This window comes from Microcoleus sp. A006_D1, from assembly GCF_036702805.1.
Taxonomy (GTDB): Bacteria; Cyanobacteriota; Cyanobacteriia; order Cyanobacteriales; family Microcoleaceae; genus Microcoleus.
In genome coordinates this window covers 33,940-58,669 of record NZ_JAUBVZ010000014.1, presented here as the reverse complement: position 1 = coordinate 58,669, position 24,730 = coordinate 33,940, and the positions used below count along the sequence as shown (strand labels likewise).

Below are 24,730 nucleotides of genomic sequence, written 5' to 3'. Positions count from 1 at the left end.
ATAATTTGGCGAGTGCGTACTTCTACAGAATCAGAGGGGAAAAAGCCGAGAATCTCGAACTGGCGATCGCAGCTTTTGAGGCATCCTTGGAAATTCGCACCCGCAAGGCATTTCCTCAAGATTGGGCAGGAACTCAAAATAATTTGGGGACTGCCTACCACAACAGAATCAGAGGGGAAAAAGCCGAGAATCTGGAACTGGCGATCGCAGCTTTTGAGGCATCCTTGGAAATTCACACCCGCGACGCATTTCCTATAAATAATGCTAACACCTTATATAGTCTCGGAGTTACCTACCAGGATAATTCCCAACTCCCAGAAGCTTACAATACCTTTAACTCTGCCATCGAGACGGTCGAATTAATGCGGAGTGAAATCATTATCGGCGGCGAAGCAGACAGACAGAAATTAGCAGAAGAATGGAATAAACTTTATCAGTCAATGGTAGAAGTTTGCCTAGACATGAAAAACTCCACAGCCGCCCTAGAATACATCGAACGCAGCAAAACCAGAAACCTCGTAGAATTATTTCACAAAGTCCGCAGCATCCCCAGCCAAGTACAGCGGATTAGTTTTGCAGAAATTCGCAGCCTCTTAGCTGAAAATGAAGCAATTTTAGAATGGTACATTACTTACAATGGCTTTAAAGTTTTCATTATAACCCGCGACTCTCCTCAACCGGATGTCTGGCAATCTTCCTATCAAGACTTGCAAGCATTACAAAAGTTACAACAGGAATATCTCGACGATATCAAAGATGAGGAAAAATACGACAACTGGAAAAACCAACTAGACAGCCGCCTGGAAAAATTAGCCCAGATTCTGCACATCGACGAAATAATTTCTCGCCTCCCCGAAAACTGCCAAAAATTAATCTTAGTTCCCTTCCGATACTTGCACCTATTCCCCCTACACGCCCTCACCAGCAGCCTAGAAAAAGCAGACAAAACCGTAGAAACTGGATGTCTTCTCGAACTTTTCCCAGGCGGCGTGAGATACACTCCCAGTTGCCAACTTTTGCAATTATCTCAGCGGGTAAAGCTGACAGCAGAAGACACATCACCCCGCAAATTTTTTGCCATCCAAAACCCCACAGAAGATTTAGACTTCACCGATATCGAAGTCGAAGCCATTGCCAAATCCTTCACTCCCGCCGAAGTATTGAGTAGGCAAAACGCCAGCAAAACAGGATTGCAACAACAAATTGCCAGCTTGCAAAATGCCGACATCGCCCACTTTTCCTGTCACGGCTTCTTCGACTTTCTCAATCCCGAAAAATCCGCATTAATCCTAGCCGGCGCAAAGATAACCCCCCTTAATCCCCCCTTGGTAAGGGGGGAGACAAGAGAAGATTTCCCCTTGGTAAGTGGCGATACAACAGAAGATTTCCCCTTGGTAAGTGAGGAGACAGAAGGTAATCAAACTCCCCCCCTTAGCAAGGGGGGGCTGGGGGGGGTTCCCTCCGAGAATAAAAGTTACATTCGTTCCCGCCGAGGCGAAACCTTCGACATCACAGAATGCCTGACTCTGACAGAAATCTTTGATTTGCAGTTAAGTAAGTGCCGTTTAGTAGCGCTTTCTGCCTGCGAAACAGCGTTAACCGATGCTAGAAATACCACAGATGAGTATATCGGATTGACTAGCGGTTTTTTCTATGCCGGGGCGACGAGTGTACTCAGCACTTTGTGGGCTGTCAATGACGTATCTACGGCGATTTTAATGATAAAATTTTATGAACTTTTGGGTTCAGAAAGTCGGCCCGCTGTGTCTATCGCTTTGCGCGAGTCTCAGTTGTGGCTGCGGGATTTAAGCGTCGGAGATTTGCTAAAATGGGTAGCAGCCTCGGAGTTGCTGAATAGCGCACACAAGGAGAAAATTCAAAACAGATACAGGCGCGGTTTCAAACAGGATTATCAACCTTACCAATCTCCTATGTACTGGGCACCTTTCTGCGCGGTTGGACAATAAGCGTTGGTATCAGAAACCGGGTTTCTTCCGAGATTTTCTGTTTCACTTTAGATTTATCGCAAGAAACCCGGTTTCTTGGCCACCGAGTTGAGGGCTTACTCACCAGGATTCAGAAACCGGGTTTCTTCCTAGATTTTCTGTTCCACTTGAGATTTATCGCAAGAAACCCGGTTTCTTTGACCTTAGTGCTAAATTTAGAAAACGATAACCTTACTATAATTCAAAGAGAAATCAACCATGACAGACGACGAAAAGTTTATTTCAGGTTTCCTGCAAGTCTTTGAAACTAAACCCGAATTATTTGAACAATTCGGGGCGGTTGACGCTTTAGCAAATCTCAACAACACGATATCCCAGATGGCGGATTCATCCAATCAGGAAGTAGCCGATGCCATTGGCAATTGGTGTGAAGACTATCCTGAAATAACAAATGAGATCATTTTAATTGATAGACAAGATGGAAAAGATAGAAAACTCCAGCCGAAAGCCACCAAAATAGAAGGACAAAACGAAAGATTATCAAACCGCTACCCAGAATTACCCGAAAATCTAAAAAAACGAATTCCCAAATCCTAGCCACTGTGCCAATAACATGAGTTACAAAATTTCTGCCCCCAATGTTTATTTATACGCTTTCCAACTGCAAAATGACAGTAAGGGCAGCAATAATCCTCTGTGGAAACACTGCGACAACATCCTCGCCAACTTCACGGATAAAACGGTAACGCCCAATCTAGTTTTCCCCCAAAAATCTCACAGCTACCGCAACGATTTGCTGCCAAATGTCCTCCTGGGATTCACCAGCAATCCGCCCATAGAAGGTTTTGTCCAGCCGCTACAAATTCAAGATAGCTATGCTTTCTGCTTAAATATAGGTTGCCCGGAAGACGGCACGGCTGATAATGAAGATGTCGATTTAATCAAGGAATTCAACCCAAATCAAGCTTTACTTATCAGCGGCGATGACAATTTTTTAGGTCAAACTCTCCTCATCACCGCATGGCTTCCCGAAAACTCATCGGATGATTTAAAACTCCTAAAACCCCTCGCCGATAAATGCCGCAATGCTTTATTCCAAGGTAATTCACTACCTCCATTCTACCGTTCGGGTAAATTATTCGGTAGTCCAATTTTTGAATACGGTTCAATTGCCGATATTGCGAATTACCGCCACCTGATTGTCTGGCTGCTAGCCGAGAAACAAACAGATAAGGATTTTAATACCTGTCAAGAAGAAATACTAGATTTGTTTTTTCACCGCAACAAAATCATCAAAGCTTTTCAAGACAGCCGCAAAGTTTACCATGAACTCGATCGCGAATACGCCGAAATAGAGGACGATATAGAATATCTCCAGCAGCAACTCACCCAAGGGTTCAGTTCATTGGCACCGGAAAAATTGCAGAGTTTTAAGGAACAGCTAAAAGTTCTCCTCCGCAAAGGCTTGTCATATACTCGCCTGCTGCGAAAACTTGAAGATTATGATAATTGTATTGCGATAAATCTTAACAATTACACTGACATTTTGCAGAAAATTTGTGATATACTAGGAACCGATAAGGAAGAACTATCTATATTAAATGATGTCAGTATAAAAATAGATAAGGAAGAACTATCTATATTAAATAATTTCAGTATAAAAACTGCTCCTTATTTCCGATCGCAAATTGCAGGAGATTTAGGATACTTCCGCCACGGGACAGACTTAATCGAACAGGCGATCGCCTCAATCCGCGGCATAGTAGAAATAGAACAAGCCAAGAACGATCGCACAAACCAGATCGCACTCCGCAAAAGCGAGGAAGAAGAGAAAGATCGGGACGATCGCCTAGAAAGCACAGTACAGGCGATCGGCGTAGGTTTAGCAGCCGGAGGCATCGCAGCATCCAGCGGTACAGACAAACTCTTCGAGACAGTCCAAAACCATCAAATCCCAGTTGTCATGCACCTGCATCCGTTTGCATTCTCGTTTTTATTGAGTTGTGCGATCGCCCTTTTCGCAGCCGGCATCACTTGGTGCGTGACTAAACCGAAAAAAAACGACCAAAATCAAACAGGTTCGTAGATAACACGGCCAATTTTAACCGCCCACTCTTCAACCCGCGGAGGCGGGTTTTGTCTGTGTAGACGCGATTTCAATCGCCGTCTTCAATCGCATCTTCAACCGACATCTTCAACCGCCAACTCTTCTATTTCAATCTTTTTCAATCGCCGTCTTCAACCGCTACAAACCCAATTACCAAGGACTCCCAATCATCACAAAAGCCGACCAATAATAAGGATGCGACAACTTCAAATCAGCAAATCCTTGCAAAGATTGCGGCAACTCCACCCCCTCACCCCGACTCGAACCCCGCAATCGGCCGCCCTCCAAACGCACATCTCCCCGCAACATCGCAATCTGCGCTTGTCGCAGCGCCGCCGCCTTAATTGGCGCAGTTTTCAACTGCTGATAAAACTCATTCATCAATCCCAAAGTACCCTCATCCGAAACATACCACAAACTCCCCAAAGCCGTTTGCACCCCCGCTTGCAGCGCCAATCCCCCAAAACCCAACTCCGCCTGTGCATCACCCACCGCAGTCCGACAAGCACTTAAAACTAATAGATTCACCTGCGGATTATTCAATCTCAAATCAGGCAATTGATTTAGCCTCAACCGACTATCCCATAACTGAATAAAAGAATTAGTCGGTGCACCAGGCCGAAATTCGCCGTGAGTAGCTAAGTGAATAATCCCAAAAGGTCGGCTTTGATGCTGTCGTTTCAAATTATCGTAAGTGAAACCCTCATTTAGAAAACTAACTCCAGGCCACTCTCGCGAAATAGCTGCTATTTCCGCAGGAACCGCTGGTAAAGGATTCAACTCCGAAAATTGCGACGCGCCCATTGCTAAAACTTCAGATTTTCTGATATCTACGTAGCGAGTATCTGTTAAATTAATGCTGGGCATCAGGCTGAGACTGTATTTTTCCACCAAAAATTGCTTTCCATCGTGCAAAGCAGCAAACGGCATACCTCTCAAACCCCGATCGACCACAAAGGAAATAGTATCCGTTTCGCACTTGGTCAAATCCTTCTCCAAAGGCTCAACCATCCACTTATAAAGCTTTTGGGCTGATGGTAGATAACTCGTAGTAGCCCGCACCCCAGGCTTAGTAATCTCACCCCTGAATTCAGTGACAACTTTCAGCAATTCTTCCCGGTTTGCTTCCGACACGCTTTTGTGAACCACTGCACCGCAAGAATCTACTAACATTAAATCTAATTTGTCCGATCGCGAAAACAGATAAATTAAACTAGGTTTCGTGCCCGTTTCTGCGCCCACGGATGCTAACTTTTTTTTGATGTCGTCTGGAGACAGCAACTCGTCGCTGCTGTTAAGGCCGAAATATTCCTGGAATTCTTGGCTAAAAGATTTGTCCAGCAGAGACAAAGCTGCCGATATTTTGCCAGCATCAATGTTCTTGGCGATGTCGCTGCGAAATGCTGATTGAAAAACTGGTTCTCTGGCATTTGCACCGATTAAATTTTTCAATCCTCTCGGAGATTGCATTCTTTCCGGCGGCATCCTTTCTCCGGGTTTTCCTATATCTCGCGATATACTATTTTGGTTCTGCTGCTGTTCGGGGGTAAAGGGTTGGTTGGGTTCGGGAAAAATCCGCCCTCTATCTGATGGCGAATTCGGATTGTTGGGATTATTTGGATTATTCGGACTGTTAGGATTGTTGGGATTATTGGGATTATTTGGATTATTCGGATTGTTGGGATTATTGGGATTATTTGGATTATTCGGATTGTTCGGATTGTTCGGATTGTTCGGATTGTTCGGATTGTTCGGATTATTCGGATTATTTGGATTATTCGGATTATTCGGATTGTTGGGATTGTTAGGATTGTCGGGATTATTCGGATTGTCGGGATTATTCGGATTGCCGGGAATAGTTGGTTGGTTGGTAGTGACGATCGCACTATTGCCCTGAGTGTAAGAATTTATGAAAGATTGACCCTCAGTAATCGTACCAGAAGTATTGCTGGCGATCGCCCCAGCAGTCCCGTTAACCGTCGCATCTCCCACCCCAAAAGGTATCGGCGGATTGACATCGCCGCCCCCGTGGCGGATGGTAACAGTACCGGGTTGATTGCCGCCAAGCGTTGAGATACTCACAGGAGTGCCATTTTGGTCAAAAGTACCAGTCACTCGCACTAAACCCGGAGTCCCGATATTCACCGTACCGCCCGGAGCATTGACCGATGCAATGCTAATATCATTTTGAGCATTAATATTTACCGTAGAAGTACGATTGCGTCCAAAAATATTAACATTTATTGCCTCAGTTCTGATTTGCCCTCCCGCTAAAATCCCCACAACTTCCGCAGCATTTATATTCCCCGTGGTGACATTTCCCCGGCGGCTATTAACATCAACAGCAACTCCCTGCAAATTACCCGCAGTCACATTTCCCGCAGCTTGTAAAATGACATTTCCCGTTGACAAAGTATTGCCGATCGCAATATTTCCACCGCTATTAACATCAACAGAAACCCCTTGCAAATCCCCAGCAGTAAAGTTACTTAATGTTCTCGCAACAATACTGGCAGCAGGAGCATCAATCGCTGCCACGCTAATATTATTTTGGGCGCTCAGAGTTACCGCCGACAGGGGATTGACTGCGCCTGTGGGGGCGCGAGTGATATTAACTATCCCTGCTTGAATTTGGTTCCCCGCCGAAATTACAAGTTTTTCGGAAGCGGTTATATTACCAGCGGTGACATTTCCGGTAGTGCTATTAAGATTAATCCCAACTCCCTGCAAATTCCCTGCATTTAAATTGCCAGAAGCGGTCAAATCCACATTACCTGTAGCATTAGTATTACCAGCAGCAACAGTTCCAAAATTGCTGGCAACATTAACTCCGATACCCTGCAAAGTTCCAGAATTTACATTTCCCGCAGCCCTGACATTGATATTTCCCGTTGACGAAGTATTCGCAGTGGTAATATTCCCCGTATTGCTGCTAACATCAACGGCTCCCCCTTGCAAATTTCCGGCATTTAAGTTATTGGTTGCTCTCAAAGCAATTGTAGCAGTGGGAGCATTAACCGATGCCACGTTAATATTAGTTTGTGCGTCTAGATTGACTGTCGGAACGATCGCACTAACTGCACTTCCGGCGGCCCGATTAACAGTTATTGGCGCTGTGCTGATTTGCTGTCTTGCTAAAATTCTCACATCTCCCGTACTTGCGATCGCACCCGTAGCGACACTCCCGTTGCTGCTGGTAGCCCTGACAGTCGCACCCCTGAGATCCCCTACGGTTAAGTCGCCCGAAGCTGCCAAAGTGAGATTCTCGCTGGCTGTAACGTTGACGGGTGTTGTATTGGGGACAATTGTATTGGGTTCTCTCAACACTCCCACAGCGCCCGAGTTGCTGGTAACATTAACTTGAGAACCCTGCAAAGTCCCAAAATTCACATTGCCGGCTGCTGTAATGTCGATCGCCCCAGCATTCCCAGTGTCGATCGCACCCGTTACGATATTACCCCCAGTCGTATTCAGAGTAATATTGCCGTTGATATCACCGCGAGAGATGTCACTTGTCAATATAATATTGTTAACAGCTTGAATATTAATTGTCGAACTCGACGTTAATCTGCCCCCAACCACTACTCCAGCTTCCCTGCTTTCGAGGCTAATTTGTCCGCCATTAATATCTCTAGTCGCCACATCTCCCGTCGCCGACAAAATAACCGGCCCGCCTGCTACAATATTTTCCACAGCAATCAAATTTCTGTTAAAAACAGGTTCCGCAGTGAAATTTGTATCCTCACCTAAACTGTCAGGAGAAACATTAACAGGGTTTGTCAAATTTGCCACACCCGCCCGCAGAATCAAAGCCGGACTCCTGGTTAAAATCGCAATATCCGGGTCGTCGAAATTGACATTTTCAGTCCGCAATGCCACATCCGGGCCAGTAATTGTAATATCCTCACCAATAATACTCCCCCTCGCCTCCACTTTCAGCGAAACCCCGGTATAATCTCCAAAGAAAACATCACCTTCGGAACTGATAATCGGGTCAAATAAACTCACAAAATTTCCCGGCATTCCTGACAGATTGCGCACCGAAAAATTGCCCCTCGAAGCAAAGTGAGTATCCCCCGAAATCACGCCGTTGCTAACTAAACTCAAATTGCCACCGCTTTGAAATTGCGCGGGAAGAGATAAGCCGCCCGTGGCGTTTACGGTGAGAATGTCGATCGCGCGATCGGCCCTAATCTCTAAATTCCCCCCAGCCCTCGCCAAAAACGGATTCTGCACGCTGTCGCGAACCCGCACCGCATCCCGTGCCAACAAGCTCAAATCCCCCGCAGTTTGCAGCCTAGCACCCGCTAACGTGAGATTTCCCGCAGCCCATAAATTCGCACTTCCCGCATTCACCTGCGGCAGCACAGACATATTCCCAGCAGCAATCGCCACATCCCCAGAATTCACCTGCAAACCAGAACCCACAAGCTGCACGCTACCATCAGCAGCAACCGCAACACCCGCCGCCTGATTTTGCCCAGAACCTGTCAGCAACTGCGGCAAAGAAACAGGATTTAAAGTTTGTTGAGAATTACCAAAATTTCCGCCCGTTGCTATTTCCAAACTCAACAAATGCCCCGGTTGACTGATCCGTAAAATATTCTCACCCGGAACAGCAGCAACCGTAATTTGCCCGCCCGGTGCCGACAACTGCCCCGTACTCACAACCGTACCGCCTAGCAAACTCAAACTCTGCCCCGGACTCACAGCCAAATTGCCAGCATTAACAATACTTCCCGGTTGAGTCCCTCCAAAATAAAAAGCATTTGGCGTGCCAACTAACGCGCTAAAATTATTTGTACCAGCAGCATTAAACCAATTAGAACCAAAACCAACACCATTAGCAGTAGTCGCAGTGAAAGCCGCCGGCACATTCAAACTCGCGTTCGGCCCAAACACAATCCCCGCAGGATTAATTAGAAACAGATTAGAATTGCCGCCCGTGACAGTAATTAAACCATTAATTAGCGAAGGGTTCCCGCCAGCAATGCGAGCTAATATATTTTGAATAGCCGAATTAGTCAAAAAATTAGCAATCTGACCTTCATTCAAGCCGAACTGCCCAAAACTGTGAAAAAGATTCGCCCCGTCTCCCGACAAACTGCCGCCGTTGATATCGTAGCGGTTGCCGGTGCGGGTGACAGCCGTGCCAGTACCGTCAGCAGCAGGCACGACTGTTTGCGCCTGCGCGAAAGTATTAAAAATTAACAAAGAAAACGGACAAATAAATAGCCCGACCTTTTTAATCTTTAAGTTGGCGTTTTTCATGGCAGCTACAGTTGATCGCAATTTTCCTCAATTATCGCACCCGCGAACAGAATAATCGCAAGTAACAAATTAATTGCTCATGACAACTCCCAAAATCAAAAGCTTGTACACAGACGGCGCTTGTTCTGGCAACCCGGGCCCCGGCGGCTGGGGTTCAGTCGTTTGCTTCGCCGACGGCAACTGTCACGAACTCGGGGGCGCAGACCCTCAAACCACCAACAACCGCATGGAAATGCAGGCTGCCGTCGCTGCCCTCGAATTTTTTGCCAATTCCGGTCAAACGGAACCAGTCACCCTTTACACGGACAGCGAATACGTTAAAAACGGCATCACCAAATGGATTCAAGGCTGGAAAAATAAAGGCTGGAAAACTTCGACAGGCAAAGATGTCGTCAACCAAGACCTCTGGCACCTGCTAGATAAGCTGAATTCGCGACAAGTCAAGTGGGAACACGTCCGCGGCCACTCCGGCGACTTCTATAACGACAGGTGCGACGAAATCGCCCGCAACTTCTCCCACAATCTCACTCCCCAACTGCAACAGCATCCACCAACAGCAGACGAGGCTGGGGCGAGCGCGGCGACACCGCCCCTCGGTTCGGAAAACCCAATTGTTTTGGCAGAAACGGACGCAACTGGTAACAAAACGATAGAATCCTATGTCATAACTTCTGACCTTCCGATCTCCAACTCTACCATGATGGATTCAACTGCCGATACCCTGGAGAACTTGCCCCGCGAGGTGAGGGTTCAGGAACTTCGCAATCTGATCGAAACCTTGCACATCGCCGATGAAGTGGCCACCAAAGGCTACTTGATTACCAGTTCTGAACTGGCTGATTTGATGGATGTAAATGCCAGCGCTGTCACCAGTCGCGGAGACAACTGGGTTTGGCGCAATTGGGTAGTTTCGCGGGTGCGCCGCGAGGGCAACCAAATTCTCTGGCAATTAGAGAGAATCGACCACGTAAGTACAACGGATTAGTCGTCACTCATCAGTCATCACTCATCAGTCAGATTCTGACAAGTGCCTTCTGCCTGCGGCGATATCTAGGACTAATTCCCAGAACTCTAACGGTAGGTGCGCGCTGCGCACCTTACCCATTTCAAGATATTATAAGTTGACAGTTGACAGTGGACAGTTGACAGTTGCATAACCCGAATCAAACCATTGATGCAGTACGGGTATCGGCTCTATTCATGAAGTTATTTATGTCCTCACCGATGTGGCGGTTGCTATAAAAATAATTTCACCTATAATTAACAAAGACAAACAAATCATGAATATACAGTGAAAAACCAGAGTTTGCTCGGTTTGATCAACTGGCTGCAACCCAAACCAGAAACCGTTTTGCTGTGCCACTCAATTGCAGCAGCTTCTGACATGGCATTTATGCTCAACGGTGAGTGGGATGGGTGCAATAGTTTGGTTCTTCCTAAATGTGACAAGGTAGCAATTGAAGCAGCCGCTAGTTTGCTGGAGACATCGTGGTGCTACCAAAATGCTTGCGAAACAATTTTAGTTCGGCTGCCTGTTGACGAATTTCTGCGCCGTTACGCCCTGGGAGAAAGATTTTTTATTAATGCTAACTTGAGATGCGCCCAATTGCGTGAAGTTTGCTTGGAAAACATTGATTTGAGTTATGCCAAATTGAATTTGGCTGACCTGGGCGGCACTAATTTAAGCAAAGCAAACTTAACAGCAGCACAGATGAAAGTAGCAAATTTGAGTGGCAGCAACTTGAGTGGAGCGCAATTTGTTAGGGCTAATTTAGCGGGAGCTAATTTATCAGATGCCAATCTCAGAGGTGCAGATTTGAGTTATGCAGATTTAAGCAATGCTAACTTTAAAAATGCAGATTTAAGAGGTGCAAATTTAGGGAGAGCAGACTTAAGAAAAGTTTGCTTAAATGAGGCGATAGTTGAGTAAAATAAGTTGAGCGCCGACATTCAATTATTAATACCCCGCGTTTCTATTTCGTAGTGCCCGATCACAGTCCGCAACCGGAGAGCGGACACCAGGACGCACTACAAACCGGTGCGTTCGTAGTGCCCGATCACAGTCCGCAACCGGAGAGCGGACACCAGGACGCACTACAAACCGTTTTAAGAACACAACCTTCAAGTCCAGATATTTTATGCACATTGCAACTGTGATCGGCCCAACGGGGCGACTCAATCTCACCGACACGGGCGCGGCAAGCAGCGCAGCACCACCAGCCGTCCCCCTCCTGTTAGTACACGGTATGGCATACGATCTCGGAGTGTGGAACGAGACGATCGCACTTTTGCGCGCCAATCTCGGCCAAAACCAGCGCATTCTGGCGATCGACCTCCGGGGCCACGGCGCCTCCGATCCCCCAGCAGACGGCGATTACACCCCCGATAGCTGCGCCGCCGACATCCTCGCCGTCCTCGACAAGCTGGAGATCCCGCAAGTAGCCCTTGTCGGGCATAGCTTCGGCGCCCTTGTCGTCCTCGCCACCGCAGCCGCCGCCCCAACGCGGGTGACGCGCATCATCCTCGCCGATCCTCCCGGTGACTTTAACTACCTGCCGCCCTCCGTGTACGAAGCACAGATGGTTCCCTTCCTCGCAGCGCTGGCGGGCGACGGCTACCGCGCCGCAGCAGAGGAAAAATTCGCCCAAGCCCTCGAAGGCGGTACTCCTGCGACGCGCGAAACCACGATCGCACGCCTCGCAGCCACGCCGCGCGATCGCCTGATCGGTATGTACAAAGGTATGTTTGCCTGCGATGCCGTCGGTGCGATCGATCGCATCCTTGTAACTCCTGGCACCCAAATCTCAGCAGTCCTCGCGCCGTCCAACTCCTGGCCTTTCAGCCTCCACGTACTCCGCCCCCAAATTGCCACCACCGTCATACCAGAAACCAGCCACTGGTTGCAACTTGATGCGCCTGTTCCCTTCGCGGAAGCCGTGACAGCGGCCTTGATTAGTCAGTAGTCAGTTGTCAGTTGTCAGTCGTCATAAGTCCATTGAAATTATCTGCGTTAGTCAGCCTTCATCTGCGGTTGACCGATCGATCGAAGATTTATCTATTCAAATAACTCATTCCCAAAACCGATCCGGCAATCATCCAACAAAGCATCAAGTTTTTCAGCAACTTTCCACGGATTTCGACCTTTGAAAACAGCAAAAATTGCAGCTTCATAGGGATTTCTACCAGTTTTTTTGACAGCCGCGATCGCCTCTTGGTTAGAAAAACCCCGCCCGCAGACCAACCAAGCAGCCAAGACGTGTCCTGTGCGCCCAATCCCACCGCCACAGTGAACTACCACCCGATCGCCCGTGCTATTTGCAGATGCCAAAAACGGTAAAATGCGATCGACTAAAATTTCGCGATCGGCCAATTCAAAATCTGCGATCGGTGCCCAGCAGATGCGATCGCACCCAAAGATTTTTCGGTAGGTTCCCAGCAAGTCTGAGTAGCGGATGAGCTTACGATGAGGAAGCAAGCAGCAAACTCGATCGACCTTCTGGCACCGCATAAAATCAATCCATCGAGCAACTTCCTCATCGCGGTATCCCGGTTTTGCCGCACCAAACACAATTAATTCATGCTCCGAAGCCGCCGCGAACTTGTGCATTAACCCTAAATTAAAATGCTAATTAGCTTACAATTATATAGGATTTTTAACTGCTTCATCTGTGGTTGAGCAAGCTCTTAAATCAAAAATTCGTCGCTCGCCGATATATTCAGACACGGCACAATCAGCGTGCACCCTGGGTGACAACCTCTGCTGCTTCCTGTTGATATAGCAACCGCCACGTCGGTGAGGACATAAATAACTTCATGAATAGAGCCGATACCCTTACTGCATCAATGATTTGATTCGGGTTATGCAACTGTCCACTGTCCACTGTCAACTGTCCACTGTCAACTGTCCACTGTCAACTGTCAACTGTCAACTGTCCACTGTCAACTGTCCACTGTTAATACATATTGTTGAGCGATCGCGCCAGCCCAGGATCGCCACCTGTGAACTCCTGCACCGCAGGGCCCGCCACCTCCCCGGCAACAAACACCCGCCCAACTGGGATCGGGAAGCTGTAATCCGCTACAATCCAGTTTGGTAAAGAATTTTTACAAGTTCACTGCCCATTACAGCCGTTTCGACCTGTACTACCCAACCTGCGTGAAAATATGGATTTTGCTACTCTTGCCGCCCAGCTAAATGCTGGAACTATCTTGCCAGAGGGAATTGTCATCATCACCCTCTTGGTGGTTCTCGTCGGCGATTTAATCGTAGGCCGCAGTTCCTCTAATTGGACTCCCTACGTTGCCGTTGCGGGTTTGCTGGCCGCCGTCGCTGCCTTGTGTTTGCAGTGGGATAACGTTGATACCATCTCGTTTCTGGGCGGTTTTAACAGCGATGCCTTGAGTTTAGTGTTTCGCGGCATTATCGCTTTGACTGCGGCTGTCACTATTTTGATATCCGTCCGCTATGTACTACAAACGGGTACTGCTTTAGCGGAATTTATCGGCATTTTGCTCACCGCTACTTTGGGGGGAATGTTCCTCAGCGGCGCTGATGAATTGGTGATGATTTATATTTCGTTGGAAACTCTGAGTATCTCGTCTTATTTGCTGACGGGTTACACAAAACGCGATCCGCGTTCCAATGAAGCTGCTTTGAAATATTTGTTAATTGGTGCGTCTTCTTCGGCGGTGTTTCTTTACGGTTTGTCGCTGCTGTACGGGTTGTCTGGTGGTGAAACTAAGCTAAGTGCGATCGCAGCCAACCTTTCTACTGTTAATAGCGGTCAATCTCTCGGTTTGGTGGTTGCTTTGGTTTTTGCGATCGCCGGTATCGCCTTCAAAATCTCCGCAGTTCCGTTCCACCAGTGGACACCAGACGTTTACGAAGGTTCGCCAACACCCGTTGTCGCCTTCCTTTCTGTCGGTTCCAAAGCCGCCGGTTTTGCCCTAGCAATCCGGTTGTTAACAACAGCTTTCCCCGCACTTATCGAACAGTGGCACTTCGTATTTACAGCCTTAGCCATACTCAGCATGGTGTTGGGCAATGTGGTTGCCCTCGCCCAGACTAGCATGAAGCGGCTTTTAGCTTATTCGTCGATCGCCCAAGCCGGATTTGTGATGATTGGTTTAGTTGCAGGCACAGAAGCCGGTTACTCCAGCATGATATTTTATCTGTTGGTTTACGTGTTTATGAACTTGGGCGCTTTCGCCTGCATCATTCTGTTTTCCCTGCGGACTGGAACCGACCAAATTAGCGAATACTCGGGTTTGTATCAAAAAGACCCGCTGCTAACTTTAGCCTTAAGTATTTGCCTGCTTTCTCTCGGCGGAATTCCGCCCTTGGCTGGATTTTTCGGCAAAATCTATCTGTTCTGGGCTGGCTGGCAAGCTGGACTTTACGGCTTAGTTATCTTGGCATTAATTACCAGCGTAATTTCGATTTACTACTACATCCGCGTCGTCAAGATGATGGTAGTAAAAGAACCTCAAGAGATGTCGGACGCGGTGAAGAATTATCCCGAAGTTCGCTGGAACCTTCAAGGAATGCGGCCTTTGCAAGTCAGCGTTGTACTGACTTTGGTTGCGACAACTTTGGCGGGTATTCTGTCGAATCCTTTGTTTAATTTGGCTAATGATGCTGTTACCAAAACTCCCATGTTGCAGTCGGCATTGAGTCACGTCCAACCTGTTGTAGCTACTGCTGCGAAAATCGAATCTAATTCGTTTTCTAGCCAGGATTAATTTTACCTGGTTTTGAAAGCTTAAAAACGCCTAACTATGTGAAGTTGGGCGTTTTTTTATTGTTGTGATATACTGTTAGTTATGATTTTTAACCGCAGATGTAGGCAGATTAACGCCGATAAAAGTGGGTAATTGAGAATGACTAAAGAACACCTATACCGCATCAATACTGTTTGGACTGGTGCCACTCAAGGTTCTACTTCATCTTACGAGGCTTATTCTCGCGAGTATGCCATAAATATTGAAGGTAAGCCGCCATTTGTGGGTTCAGCAGACCCGACTTTTCGGGGCGATGCTGCGCTGTACAATCCCGAAGATTTGCTTTTGATGGCACTGTCAGCTTGCCATATGTTAAGCTATCTTGCTTTATGCGCTCGTGCTGGGATTCGGGTGATTTCTTACTCGGATGCAGCGACGGGCAAGATGGCACAAAAAAATGGCAAGATTCGGTTTACTGAAGTGATTTTGCATCCCATCGTCACAATTGAAGCTGGTGACGATTTGGAAAAAGCCCGCAGTTTGCATGACAACGCACATCATGTTTGTTTTATTGCTAATTCGGTGAATTTTCCGGTGCTGCATGAGGCAAAAATGTTAGTAAAAAATCAGCCAAAGTTTTATACTCCAGATGAGTATCGACTGTTAGAGGAAACTGCTGAGTTTAGAAATGAATACCGCGATGGAGAAATTGTACCAATTGCAGGCAGCACGATTGATCGCAGCCAGATTAAAGGCAATATCTTTGCTGGTTTGGATACTGATTTGCAGGGGAAGAATGCAGAAGTATTTATCAGCGGTTTGCGGTTGTGGATTCCTCGATACCGACAGGGAACTTATCCTGATATTATGATAATTGAAGGAGAACCTGCTTTGACGGAAGGACGGAATGATGAAATACTAAATCCTGTGTTGATTGTAGAAGTGCTTTCTAAGTATAGCGAGGATGTTAATCGAGAGGATAAGTTTCGGTTTTATCGATCGATTCCTGAATTCCGCGAGTATGTATTAGTCAATCAATCCGAATTCTTAGTCGCACAGTATATTAAAAATGAATCTAATCAATGGTTGTTTCAGGAATATGAGGGAGAAGCGGCAATAGTTTCTTTCGCAGCGCTGGGAGTGCAAATGTCTATGAGCGAGATTTACAATAAAGTAGTATTTGAAACCGAGGAAATAGAAGTGCAGCAGTAATTAGGTTCGTAGTGAGGACTTTAGTCCTCAGAAAAAGCAAACCCTGTAACAAAAAAACAAAATAGGTTCGTAGTGAGGACTAAAGTCCTTCTTTTACAGAGGACTAAAGCCCTCACTACAAACACCTACCAAATAGGAATAAAATCGGATGAATGTAATCTGGCTACTGTTAAAAGCTTCTTGGGTAAATGTTTCCATCGCCATCCTCACCGGCTTAATTAGCGGCGGTTGCAGCGCTCAGTTAATTGCTCTCATCAACCGCGCCATCAGCGACAATTCAAATCAGAATTTAGTCTGGTATTTTGCCGGATTAGCAGTTTTGGCTCTCGTCACCGGCGTTATCTCCCAATTTTTGTTAATCTACCTTTCTCAAGAAGCTGTTTACAACCTGCGGCTGAGTTTGAGCCGAGGGATTCTGTCTTCTCCTTTGCGGCACTTGGAAGAATTGGGCGCTAACCGCTTGTTGGCTACTCTCACAGATGACGTGGGAACGCTTTCTAATACTATATTTCTGATTCCTTTTATCTGCGTTGATATGGCCGTTGTTGTCGGCTGTTTATTTTATTTAAGTACGATTTCGGGCGCGGTTTTTGTTGTCGTATTTGCTTTTTTAGGATTGATGATTGGCACGGTGCAGTTGCTGCTCAACAAAATGCGGAAATTCTTCGATTTGGCGCGGGAAGAACAAGATATATTGTTCAAGCATTTTCGGAGCATTACTGAAGGAATTAAGGAACTGAAACTGCATTCGTTGCGCCGTCAGGAGTTTTTTGATGAAGAGTTGCAGGTAAGTGCTGCTGATTCTCGGAATTACAATTTGCAGGCGCTGAATACCGCAGCAGTGGCGACGGGAGTCGGACAATTGCTATTTTTCATGCTAATTGGTTTGCTATTGTTTGCTTTGCCGAAATTTGTGCCAGTTTCTACTTCTGTTTTGTCAGCTTATATTCTGACAAGTACCTATTTGATGTCTCCGTTTCAGAATATTTTGCAAAGGTTGCCACTGATTTTTCGGGCTAATACTTCTGTGGAGAAGATTGAAAAAATGGGATTGGCTTTGGCGAGTCAATCTGAGATAACTGCTGCGCTTCAACCAGTGAAAAATGCTGATTGGAAAATGCTGGAGTTGCAGGGGACTACTCACAGCTATCCGGGAGATAAGGAAGACAGTAATTTTGTTTTGGGCGAAATTAGTTTAAAATTTCATCCGGGTGAATTGGTGTTTATTGTCGGTGGTAATGGCAGCGGTAAGTCTACTTTTGCTAAGTTACTTACTGGTTTGTACATTCCTGAATCGGGAGAGATTCTCCTAGATGGACAGCCGATTGGCAATGAAAATAGAGAGTGGTACAGGCAACATTTTTCGGCGATTTTTTCGGATTTCTATCTGTTTGAAAGGCTTTTGGGGATGACTAATCACGATTTGGACAATCAGGCGGCTGAATATCTGCGAGAGTTTCATTTGGATAATAAAGTTCAGGTGAAAGATGGTGTTTTGTCTACTACTGCTTTGTCTCAGGGACAGCGAAAACGGTTGGCTTTGCTGACTGCTTATTTGGAAGATAGGCCGATTTATTTGTTTGATGAGTGGGCTTCGGATCAAGACCCGTTTTTTCGGGATATTTTTTACAAGCAGTTGTTACCGGAGTTAAAGCGGCGAGGGAAAACGGTGTTTGTCATCAGTCACGATGACCGCTATTTTGATTTAGCCGATCGCGCAATTAAACTAGATTACGGTAAAATTGAGTATGACCGACAACATGGATAAGTACCGCATAGTCGCAACTTTGACCGAAAATCAGGTTTCTGACTTGATGGATTTGTACAAAAATGAGTTTTGGTGCGACAACCGGAAGCGGGAGGATGTGGTGAGAATGCTGGCCGCTACTGATGTTACCATTGGTTTGGTCGATGAGGGCGATGGCGTCCCGCCCCGCGAGCTACGGCTAATTGGTTTTACCCGCGTCATCACCGATTTTGTGTACAGGGCGATGATTTTTGATGTGATTGTCCACCCGACACAGAGAAAGAGTGGACTGGGTAGGGTGTTGATGGATGCAGTTGCTAATCATCCCAAACTCCAATCCGTGGAGAATATTAGTCTTAACTGTTTACCGAAAATGATACCATTTTACGAGCGTTGGGGTTTCACGAGTAACGTGGGAGAAATGAAGTATATGCGGCGGCTAAAACCCTGAATTCAGCCAACTCAAAGCCCCAATTTTTCTCGAATTACTTCTGCTTTGAAACCTACTAAAACAGCCGTTCCATCTTTAACAAAAAGAGGACGTTTCAGCAGCATTGCATCCTTAGCAAAAGCTTCCACCCACTGTTCGCTAGTCCAATCTTTCTTCTCGTCGCCCAAAGCGCGGTAAGATTGACCGGAGGTATTTCGCATTGGTTGAAAACCTAACGCAGCTACCCAGTTGTGAATTGTTTCGCGAGTGGGCGGCTGTTCTTTTGTGTTAATGAACTCGTAAGTAACACCACTATCTGTGAGCCACTGGAAAGCTTTTTTGCAGGTGCCGCAGTTGGGAATTCCGTAAACTTGAATTGACATAATATTTGGGAATGGGAAATGTGGCATTGGGCGAAGCGAAGCGGAGGGATTGGGCGAAGCGAAGCGGAGGGATTGGGCATTAGAATCAACACAAATAACAAATAACAAATAACTAATAACCCTTCGGCGGAGTTTATCCTGAGCGTAGCCGAAGGGCTCAGGGCACCGCAAGTAACAAATAACCAATAACCAATAACTAATAACCAATAACTAAGGACTAATGACTAATTTAGCTTGTTGAATCCATTTTTGCACGCGATCGACCGAAGGAGTCAAGTCATTGCGCTGCATTGTCGCTACGTGCAGTCTTAAGATTTGTTGGTGCAATCTTTCGACGGGCATTTGAGCCAATTGAGCCGCAGAAGCAACGCCCGCGTGGAGTAACAGCCCGCAATACTGACAGCCTACACTCGGAATTCGAGCCAAATTTGCCATCGCTACCCATTTATTAACATATCGAATGTCAATCTGTAATTGATGTGCTAGCAACACTTTCGCAGCGGGTGTTTTCGTCATGCGAATTAGTTGGGCGGTTGTGGTGATGCCGCAGTTTTCCAGTTGAGACTGGTTTTCATTGCTCACACCCGGTAAGTGTTCGATCGGCCAGTCCCGTATTTGCACGGAAGTTTTAGGAGCTTTCTGAGAAGTTTTCATATTTTTTTCAGTGAATTTACTTATACTTTAAAGTCTCAAAGATAAAACCGTCAATAGAGGCGATCGCCCTTGTCACCAAATCAACAAAAACCAGACCAACGAATTTATCCGCTCGCGGGGGGATTATCCTTGCTGCATTGCTTTAGCAGTAATGCTTTCAGCATTTTTTGCTTGCAGTCTGGCAAAGTTCATGCTGAACAAAATCATGCTGGAGATGACGGCAAAGACGATAAAAAAGACTGTGAAAAACATGACAGCAGGAAATAAGATAAAGATTAGACTTTTTGCGAAAATGGCTGCTAAGTTGGAAGTTAGGACTTTAGTGCTTTAGTGCGGAGAATTAAAGGACTGAAGTCCTTACTACGAACCAAACTCAAAATTTTAACTGGTAACTGATGAAAAATAAAAACTACGATTTGCTAAGAAATATTCTACACCAACGGCGGCAAAAACTGGCCTGTTTAATTAATTTTCCGGTAATTTTGTGGTCGGGGCGCAGCATTCCTCGCAATTATCCAGCACTTACTTATCCATTTCGCGCCAGCAGTCACTTTCTATATTTTGCTGGTTTGCCTTTAGAAAACGCCGCGATTCGCTTAGAATCGGGCAAATTAGAACTGTTCTTAGATGACGCAGATCCTAGCAGCACACTTTGGCACGGGGAAATGCCCAAAAGAGCAGAAATTGCTGAACTAATTGGCGCTGATGCTGCTTGGACAATGAGTGAGTTGAAAGCGCGATCCACAAATGCAGCAACGATCGCCCTTCAGGATAATTTGACTCTGTTGCAACAGTCTCAAATTCTTGATCGCCCTTTAGCACCGCCCAAATCGCCAACAGGTATCGATTTAGAGTTAACTCACGCAGTCATATCTCTGCGCCTGAGCCACGATGCAGCCAGTTTGGTCGAATTGCGTCAAGCTGCGGCTGTCACCGTGGCAGCTCACAAAGCGGGGATGGCTGCAACTCCAACAGCTAAGATTGAAGCGGGTGTGCGCGCTGCAATGGAAAGTGTTATCATCTCGGAAAATATGACCTATGCCTATCCCAGTATCGTGACGGTGCATGGGGAAGTTCTGCACAGCGAGCATTATCACCATCCGCTACAAGCAGGAGATTTGCTGTTAGCAGATGTCGGTGCCGAAACATCAATGGGATGGGCGGCTGATGTGACTCGCACTTGGCCTGTGTCTGGTAAGTTTTCGCCGACTCAAAGAGCAATTTATGATGTGGTTTTGGCAGCCCATGATGCTTGTATTGACAAAATTAGTCCGGGGGTGGAATATCAAGACATTCACCTGTTAGCTGCTCGGATTATGGCGTCAGGATTGGTAGATTTGGGCATCTTGCGGGGGAATGTTGAAGATTTGGTAGCAATGGATGCTCACGCGCTGTTTTTTGTGCATGGAATCGGACATTTAATCGGTTTGGATGTTCACGATATGGAAGATTTGGGGGATTTGGCTGGCTATGCAGCGGGGAGAGCGAGAAGCAGTCGGTTTGGGTTGGGTTTTTTGCGGCTGAATCGAGTTTTGCGATCGGGAATGCTGGTATCGATCGAACCGGGATTTTATCAAGTTCCAGCAATCTTAAATAACCCAGAAACTCGCGCCCAATATAAAGATTATGTAAAGTGGGACGAGTTGGAAAAATTCGCAGATGTGCGGGGAATACGCATTGAAGATGATATACTTGTCAGCGAAGGGGGTAGAGAAGTATTAACAGGGAAATTGCCAACAAAAGCTCTGGAGATTGAGGAGTTAGTTGCGGTAAGTGCATAAGTATCGATCGCATTAGATCGATTGCCCGCAGTTCCATCATTTGTGACTAACATAAAGAAATATGAATAAAGCTTGGCAAATAGGTCTTTTTGTACTCGTTGAAAAACTGGCAGCGCAAGTCCAAAAATTCGCAGCACGGAGACTTGCGCGCCTTTTTCGCAAACGTGTAGTCGCGCCGCCCCCGATGCAATCTGCACCTTTGCCCAGCAACGAAGAGGAGAGGCTAAAAGCACTTCACCGCTACAATGTTCTCGATACAGAGGCTGAAGAAGCTTTTGATGACCTAACAGCTTTAGCATCCTATATTTGTGGCACTCCTATTGCTTTAGTCAGCTTAGTAGATGCTAACCGACAGTGGTTTAAATCAAAAGTAGGTACTGAAGCGCCAGAAACTCCGAGAGAGGTAGCTTTTTGCGCTCACGCTATTTTAAATCCCAACGAATTGCTAGTTGTACCCAATGCTTTAGAAGACGATCGCTTTGCGGGGAATCCCCTAGTAACTTCCAATCCAAATATTCGGTTTTATGCTGGAGCGCCGCTGGTAACTCCTGACGGTTTCCCGATCGGCACTTTGTGCGCCATAGATACAGTTCCTCGCAATCTCACCCCAGAACAGCTAGAAGCGCTGCGGACTTTAGGAAGGCAAATTATTAGCCAAATGGAGTTGCGAATTAATTATGCTAAATTAAAGCGCGCGCAGTTCCGGCAGAAACAAGTTGAAGCAAAACTCCGTTCTAGTGACGAGCAAATTGTCAATTTTTTAGAAGGAATGAGCGATGCTTTTTTTGCTCTCGACCCCCAGTGGCGGTTTACTTACGTCAATTATAAAGCATCGCAATTTTTGCAGCGATCGCCGGAAGAACTTTTTGGGAAAAATTTCTGGGAAGAGTTTCCAGAATTTGTAAATACGGTATTTTATGAAGAGTATCATGAAGCTGTAGCCAAACAAGTGGGAGTGACTTTTGAAAAATATTATCGTCCCTTAAAAGTGTGGCTGGAAGTGCGGGCTTTTCCTTCTCATGACGGTATTTCAGTGTTTTTTCATGACATCAGTAAGCGCAAGCAGATGGAATCGGCACTCAGGAAAGAACAGAGGAAAACTTAGGGTTTACTGCTAAATATTTTGCCAGAAGCTATTGCAGATAGGTTGAAGCAGGAACCGGGGGTAATTGCCGACAAGTTTGAAAAAGCCACAATTCTTTTTGCTGATTTGGTGAATTTTACCCAAATTTCTACCACCATGCCCGCAACCAAATTAGTATACTTGCTGAATGAAATTTTCTCAACTTTCGACGAATTGACTGATAAGCACGGGTTAGAGAAGATTAAGACGATCGGGGACGCTTACATGGTAGCAGGTGGGATTCCCATTGAACGCCCAGACCACGCAGAGGCGATCGCCGAAATGGCATTGGATATGCTGGTAGCAATTCAGGAATTGAATGTGAAGCTAGACGCGAATTTTGAGCTCCGTATCGGGATTAATAGCGGCCCGGTTGTAGCGGGGGTAATCGGTACTAAAAAATTCATTTATGATTTGTGGGGAAATGCTGTAAATACAGCCAGCCGCATGGAATCTCACGGCATACCCGGCCGCATTCAAGTTAGCTTTTATACTTATGATTTGCTGCAAGATAAATATGAATTTGAAGAGCGGGGCTTGATTGAGATTAAAGGTAAAGGCGAAATGCGGACTTATTTCTTGAAGGGTAGAAAGATAGGAAGCGAGATGGAAATCGGAGAGTAAATGTAGCAGCGGAAAGTTCGGCAACGGATTTTTTAACGGATTTAACGGATGTCGCGGATAGCGGAAAGTTCGGCAACGGATTTTTTAACGGATTTAACGGATGTCGCGGATAGAGGGAAGTTCGGCAACGGATTTGTTAACGGATTTAACGGATGTCACGGATAGAGGGAATAGGGAATTTACCGCATGGATTTCAGCAATTAAGAACGTCCTCACGATGATGGCGGTTGCTATAAAATTAAGACTTGAAAGTACCTGAATATTCAGGGGAATTCGGGAGGCTGCGATCGATCGCCAATCAGCCCCGATCGCAAGGCAACAAAAACCCCCGCCGCAGATGAACCAAATCAGATTATGCTATAGACAGAGATATCCGAACCATCCTAGGTTCGGTACTCGACCCTATAAAAAAACTAATTAGAAGTCGTCGGAGCCTTTAATATGGTTCAATTTCATATTCAAACAGATAGCGATATTCCAGCATCTACCCAATTATTCAATCAAATCAGGTTTGCGATCGCCTCGCGCCAGTTTCCGCCCGGGCACCGCTTGCCCAGCACCAGACAGCTAGCCATGCAGACGGGTTTGCACCGCAACACGATCAGCAAAGTATATCGACAACTCGAAAATACCGGACTCGTAGAAGCCCAAGCCGGATCGGGCATTTATGTCCGCGCTCAAGGCCACGAAGGCGGCAACAAACTAAAATCTGCGATCCTCGATGAATATCCCCTTGCCAACAAAATAGTGCAAGAAAGTATGGATCAACTGCTGGGACAGGGCTGTACGCTCAACCAAGCGAGGGAATTATTTTTGGCAGAAATTGACTGGCGTCTCCGGTGCAGCGCCCGAGTGGTGGTTACAGCCCCCGCAGAAGACATCGGTGTGGGCGAGCTGATGGCGAAAGAACTCGAACAAGCTCTGCGGATTCCTATACAGTTGGTACCGATGGAAGAGTTAGGTACTTTTCTGGATCAAATTTCTTCGGGAACTGTGATCACTAGCCGCTATTTTATCGGAGAAGCAGAATTGATTTCGGCACCGCGTTCGGTGCGGGTGATTCCCGTAGACATCTATGATTATGTTCAGGAAATTCAGTTGGTGGCGGGTTTGCCGAAGGATAGTTATTTGGGTTTAGTCAGCCTGAGCCCGGGAATGTTGCGATCGACCGAAGTCATCATTCACAGCCTCCGGGGTGAGGATTTGCTGGTGATGACGGCTTTGCTGTCCGATGACTACAAGATTAACTCGATCGTGCGATCGGCGAGAACAATTTTCTGCGACCAACCGAGTGTTGCTACAGTCAAAGCGGCGATTAACGCTGCCAGAGAGGATATTATTCGTCCCCCGCAACTGGTATGCTGCGAAAATTACATCGGCTCTAAGTCGATTAATTTGCTCAAGCGCGAGTTGGGCTTGGGGTGATATCATTTTAGATTTTAGATTTTAGATTTTAGATTACTCGTTACCAGGCTCATAGTCTAGGAAGCAGTTAAGTTGAGATTTGAGATTTGCCTGAATCGGTGCAAAAGTTCAAACAAATGAGAAAAACCGACAATTTCGCGTTTGAGAATATAAAGTCTAAAATCGCAATAAAATTTGCAAATTGAGATTTAAGAGTTAAGATTTGGATTGGTCGGTGCAAAAGTTCAAATAAATCAAAAAAAACCGACAATTTCGCAATCTAAAATCTAAAATCTAAAATCTAAAATCGAACGTGGTGAAAGTAGA

The 24,730-nt window shown here is 46.2% G+C and carries 18 protein-coding genes and 1 pseudogene; 14 read left to right on the top strand and 5 right to left on the bottom strand.

Annotated elements, in window-relative coordinates:
• The 3 genes from QUB68_RS22265 to QUB68_RS22255 all read left to right on the top strand — a co-directional run.
• The coding region (locus QUB68_RS22265) for a CHAT domain-containing protein (RefSeq protein ID WP_332996522.1) at window positions 1-1,967 on the top strand (1,967 nt) is incomplete at its 5' end.
• Between the two features lie 237 nt (window positions 1,968-2,204).
• A complete protein-coding gene (locus tag QUB68_RS22260; RefSeq protein ID WP_332996521.1) occupies window positions 2,205-2,543 on the top strand; it encodes a hypothetical protein in 339 nt (112 codons plus the stop codon).
• A 16-nt stretch (window positions 2,544-2,559) separates the two neighbouring features.
• Complete coding sequence (locus QUB68_RS22255) at window positions 2,560-4,032, top strand: hypothetical protein (RefSeq protein WP_332996518.1); 1,473 nt, start codon at window positions 2,560-2,562, stop codon at window positions 4,030-4,032.
• Window positions 4,033-4,203: 171 nt separating this feature from the next.
• Here the strand turns inward: QUB68_RS22255 and QUB68_RS22250 are convergent, their stop codons facing one another.
• Complete coding sequence (locus tag QUB68_RS22250) at window positions 4,204-9,324, bottom strand: CHAT domain-containing protein (RefSeq protein ID WP_332996517.1); 5,121 nt, start codon at window positions 9,322-9,324, stop codon at window positions 4,204-4,206.
• A gap of 79 nt (window positions 9,325-9,403) precedes the next feature.
• Between QUB68_RS22250 and rnhA the strand changes: the two genes are divergently transcribed.
• The 3 genes from rnhA to QUB68_RS22235 all read left to right on the top strand — a co-directional run bounded on the left by rnhA (window position 9,404) and on the right by QUB68_RS22235 (window position 12,287).
• Entirely contained in the window at window positions 9,404-10,309 is a 906-nt protein-coding gene (gene rnhA / locus QUB68_RS22245; RefSeq protein ID WP_332996516.1) for a ribonuclease HI, read from the top strand.
• Window positions 10,310-10,615: 306 nt separating this feature from the next.
• The gene (locus tag QUB68_RS22240; protein ID WP_332996514.1) at window positions 10,616-11,254 is read left to right on the top strand and encodes a pentapeptide repeat-containing protein; all 639 of its coding nucleotides are present in this window, start codon (window positions 10,616-10,618) and stop codon (window positions 11,252-11,254) included.
• 208 nt (window positions 11,255-11,462) lie between these two features.
• On the top strand, window positions 11,463-12,287 hold the full coding sequence (locus QUB68_RS22235; protein WP_332996512.1) for an alpha/beta fold hydrolase: 825 nt from the start codon (window positions 11,463-11,465) through the stop codon (window positions 12,285-12,287).
• Between the two features lie 92 nt (window positions 12,288-12,379).
• Here the strand turns inward: QUB68_RS22235 and QUB68_RS22230 are convergent, their stop codons facing one another.
• Entirely contained in the window at window positions 12,380-12,931 is a 552-nt protein-coding gene (locus QUB68_RS22230; RefSeq protein ID WP_332996509.1) for a protein-tyrosine phosphatase family protein, read from the bottom strand.
• Between the two features lie 557 nt (window positions 12,932-13,488).
• On the opposite strand from QUB68_RS22230, the gene QUB68_RS22225 reads away from it, so the two are divergent.
• The 4 genes from QUB68_RS22225 (at window position 13,489) to QUB68_RS22210 (ending at window position 18,455) form a co-directional block, all read left to right on the top strand.
• Window positions 13,489-15,066 carry an NAD(P)H-quinone oxidoreductase subunit N gene (locus QUB68_RS22225; protein ID WP_442923115.1) on the top strand — a complete coding sequence of 526 codons (1,578 nt, stop codon included), beginning with the start codon at window positions 13,489-13,491 and terminating at the stop codon, window positions 15,064-15,066.
• A gap of 138 nt (window positions 15,067-15,204) precedes the next feature.
• Window positions 15,205-16,257 carry a Uma2 family endonuclease gene (locus QUB68_RS22220; RefSeq protein WP_332996507.1) on the top strand — a complete coding sequence of 351 codons (1,053 nt, stop codon included), beginning with the start codon at window positions 15,205-15,207 and terminating at the stop codon, window positions 16,255-16,257.
• Between the two features lie 148 nt (window positions 16,258-16,405).
• A complete protein-coding gene (locus QUB68_RS22215; RefSeq protein WP_332996506.1) occupies window positions 16,406-18,025 on the top strand; it encodes a cyclic peptide export ABC transporter in 1,620 nt (539 codons plus the stop codon).
• Window positions 18,006-18,455 (top strand): GNAT family N-acetyltransferase, encoded by a 450-nt coding sequence (locus QUB68_RS22210; protein WP_332996504.1) that lies wholly within the window; start codon window positions 18,006-18,008, stop codon window positions 18,453-18,455. Before QUB68_RS22215 ends, QUB68_RS22210 begins: the two co-directional genes overlap by 20 nt.
• A gap of 11 nt (window positions 18,456-18,466) precedes the next feature.
• On the opposite strand, the gene QUB68_RS22205 is transcribed toward QUB68_RS22210, so the two are convergent.
• The 3 genes from QUB68_RS22205 to QUB68_RS22195 all read right to left on the bottom strand — a co-directional run bounded on the left by QUB68_RS22205 (window position 18,467) and on the right by QUB68_RS22195 (window position 19,723).
• Window positions 18,467-18,817: a Spx/MgsR family RNA polymerase-binding regulatory protein gene (locus tag QUB68_RS22205; RefSeq protein ID WP_332996502.1), complete on the bottom strand. Its 351-nt coding sequence runs from the start codon at window positions 18,815-18,817 to the stop codon at window positions 18,467-18,469.
• A 210-nt stretch (window positions 18,818-19,027) separates the two neighbouring features.
• Window positions 19,028-19,471, bottom strand: a complete 444-nt coding sequence (locus QUB68_RS22200) for a DUF4332 domain-containing protein (RefSeq protein ID WP_332996500.1) — start codon at window positions 19,469-19,471, stop codon at window positions 19,028-19,030.
• Between the two features lie 123 nt (window positions 19,472-19,594).
• Window positions 19,595-19,723 (bottom strand): hypothetical protein, encoded by a 129-nt coding sequence (locus QUB68_RS22195; RefSeq protein WP_332996499.1) that lies wholly within the window; start codon window positions 19,721-19,723, stop codon window positions 19,595-19,597.
• A 143-nt stretch (window positions 19,724-19,866) separates the two neighbouring features.
• Between QUB68_RS22195 and QUB68_RS22190 the strand changes: the two genes are divergently transcribed.
• From QUB68_RS22190 to QUB68_RS22175, 4 genes and pseudogenes are all read left to right on the top strand, one after another.
• Window positions 19,867-21,252 carry an aminopeptidase P family protein gene (locus QUB68_RS22190; protein ID WP_332996497.1) on the top strand — a complete coding sequence of 462 codons (1,386 nt, stop codon included), beginning with the start codon at window positions 19,867-19,869 and terminating at the stop codon, window positions 21,250-21,252.
• Window positions 21,253-21,436: 184 nt separating this feature from the next.
• Window positions 21,437-22,999 (top strand): annotated as a pseudogene (locus tag QUB68_RS22185) (adenylate/guanylate cyclase domain-containing protein).
• A 100-nt stretch (window positions 23,000-23,099) separates the two neighbouring features.
• Window positions 23,100-23,258 (top strand): hypothetical protein, encoded by a 159-nt coding sequence (locus QUB68_RS22180; protein ID WP_332996495.1) that lies wholly within the window; start codon window positions 23,100-23,102, stop codon window positions 23,256-23,258.
• Between the two features lie 182 nt (window positions 23,259-23,440).
• Window positions 23,441-24,424, top strand: a complete 984-nt coding sequence (locus tag QUB68_RS22175) for a GntR family transcriptional regulator (protein WP_332996493.1) — start codon at window positions 23,441-23,443, stop codon at window positions 24,422-24,424.
• The last annotated feature ends 306 nt before the right edge of the window (window positions 24,425-24,730 follow it).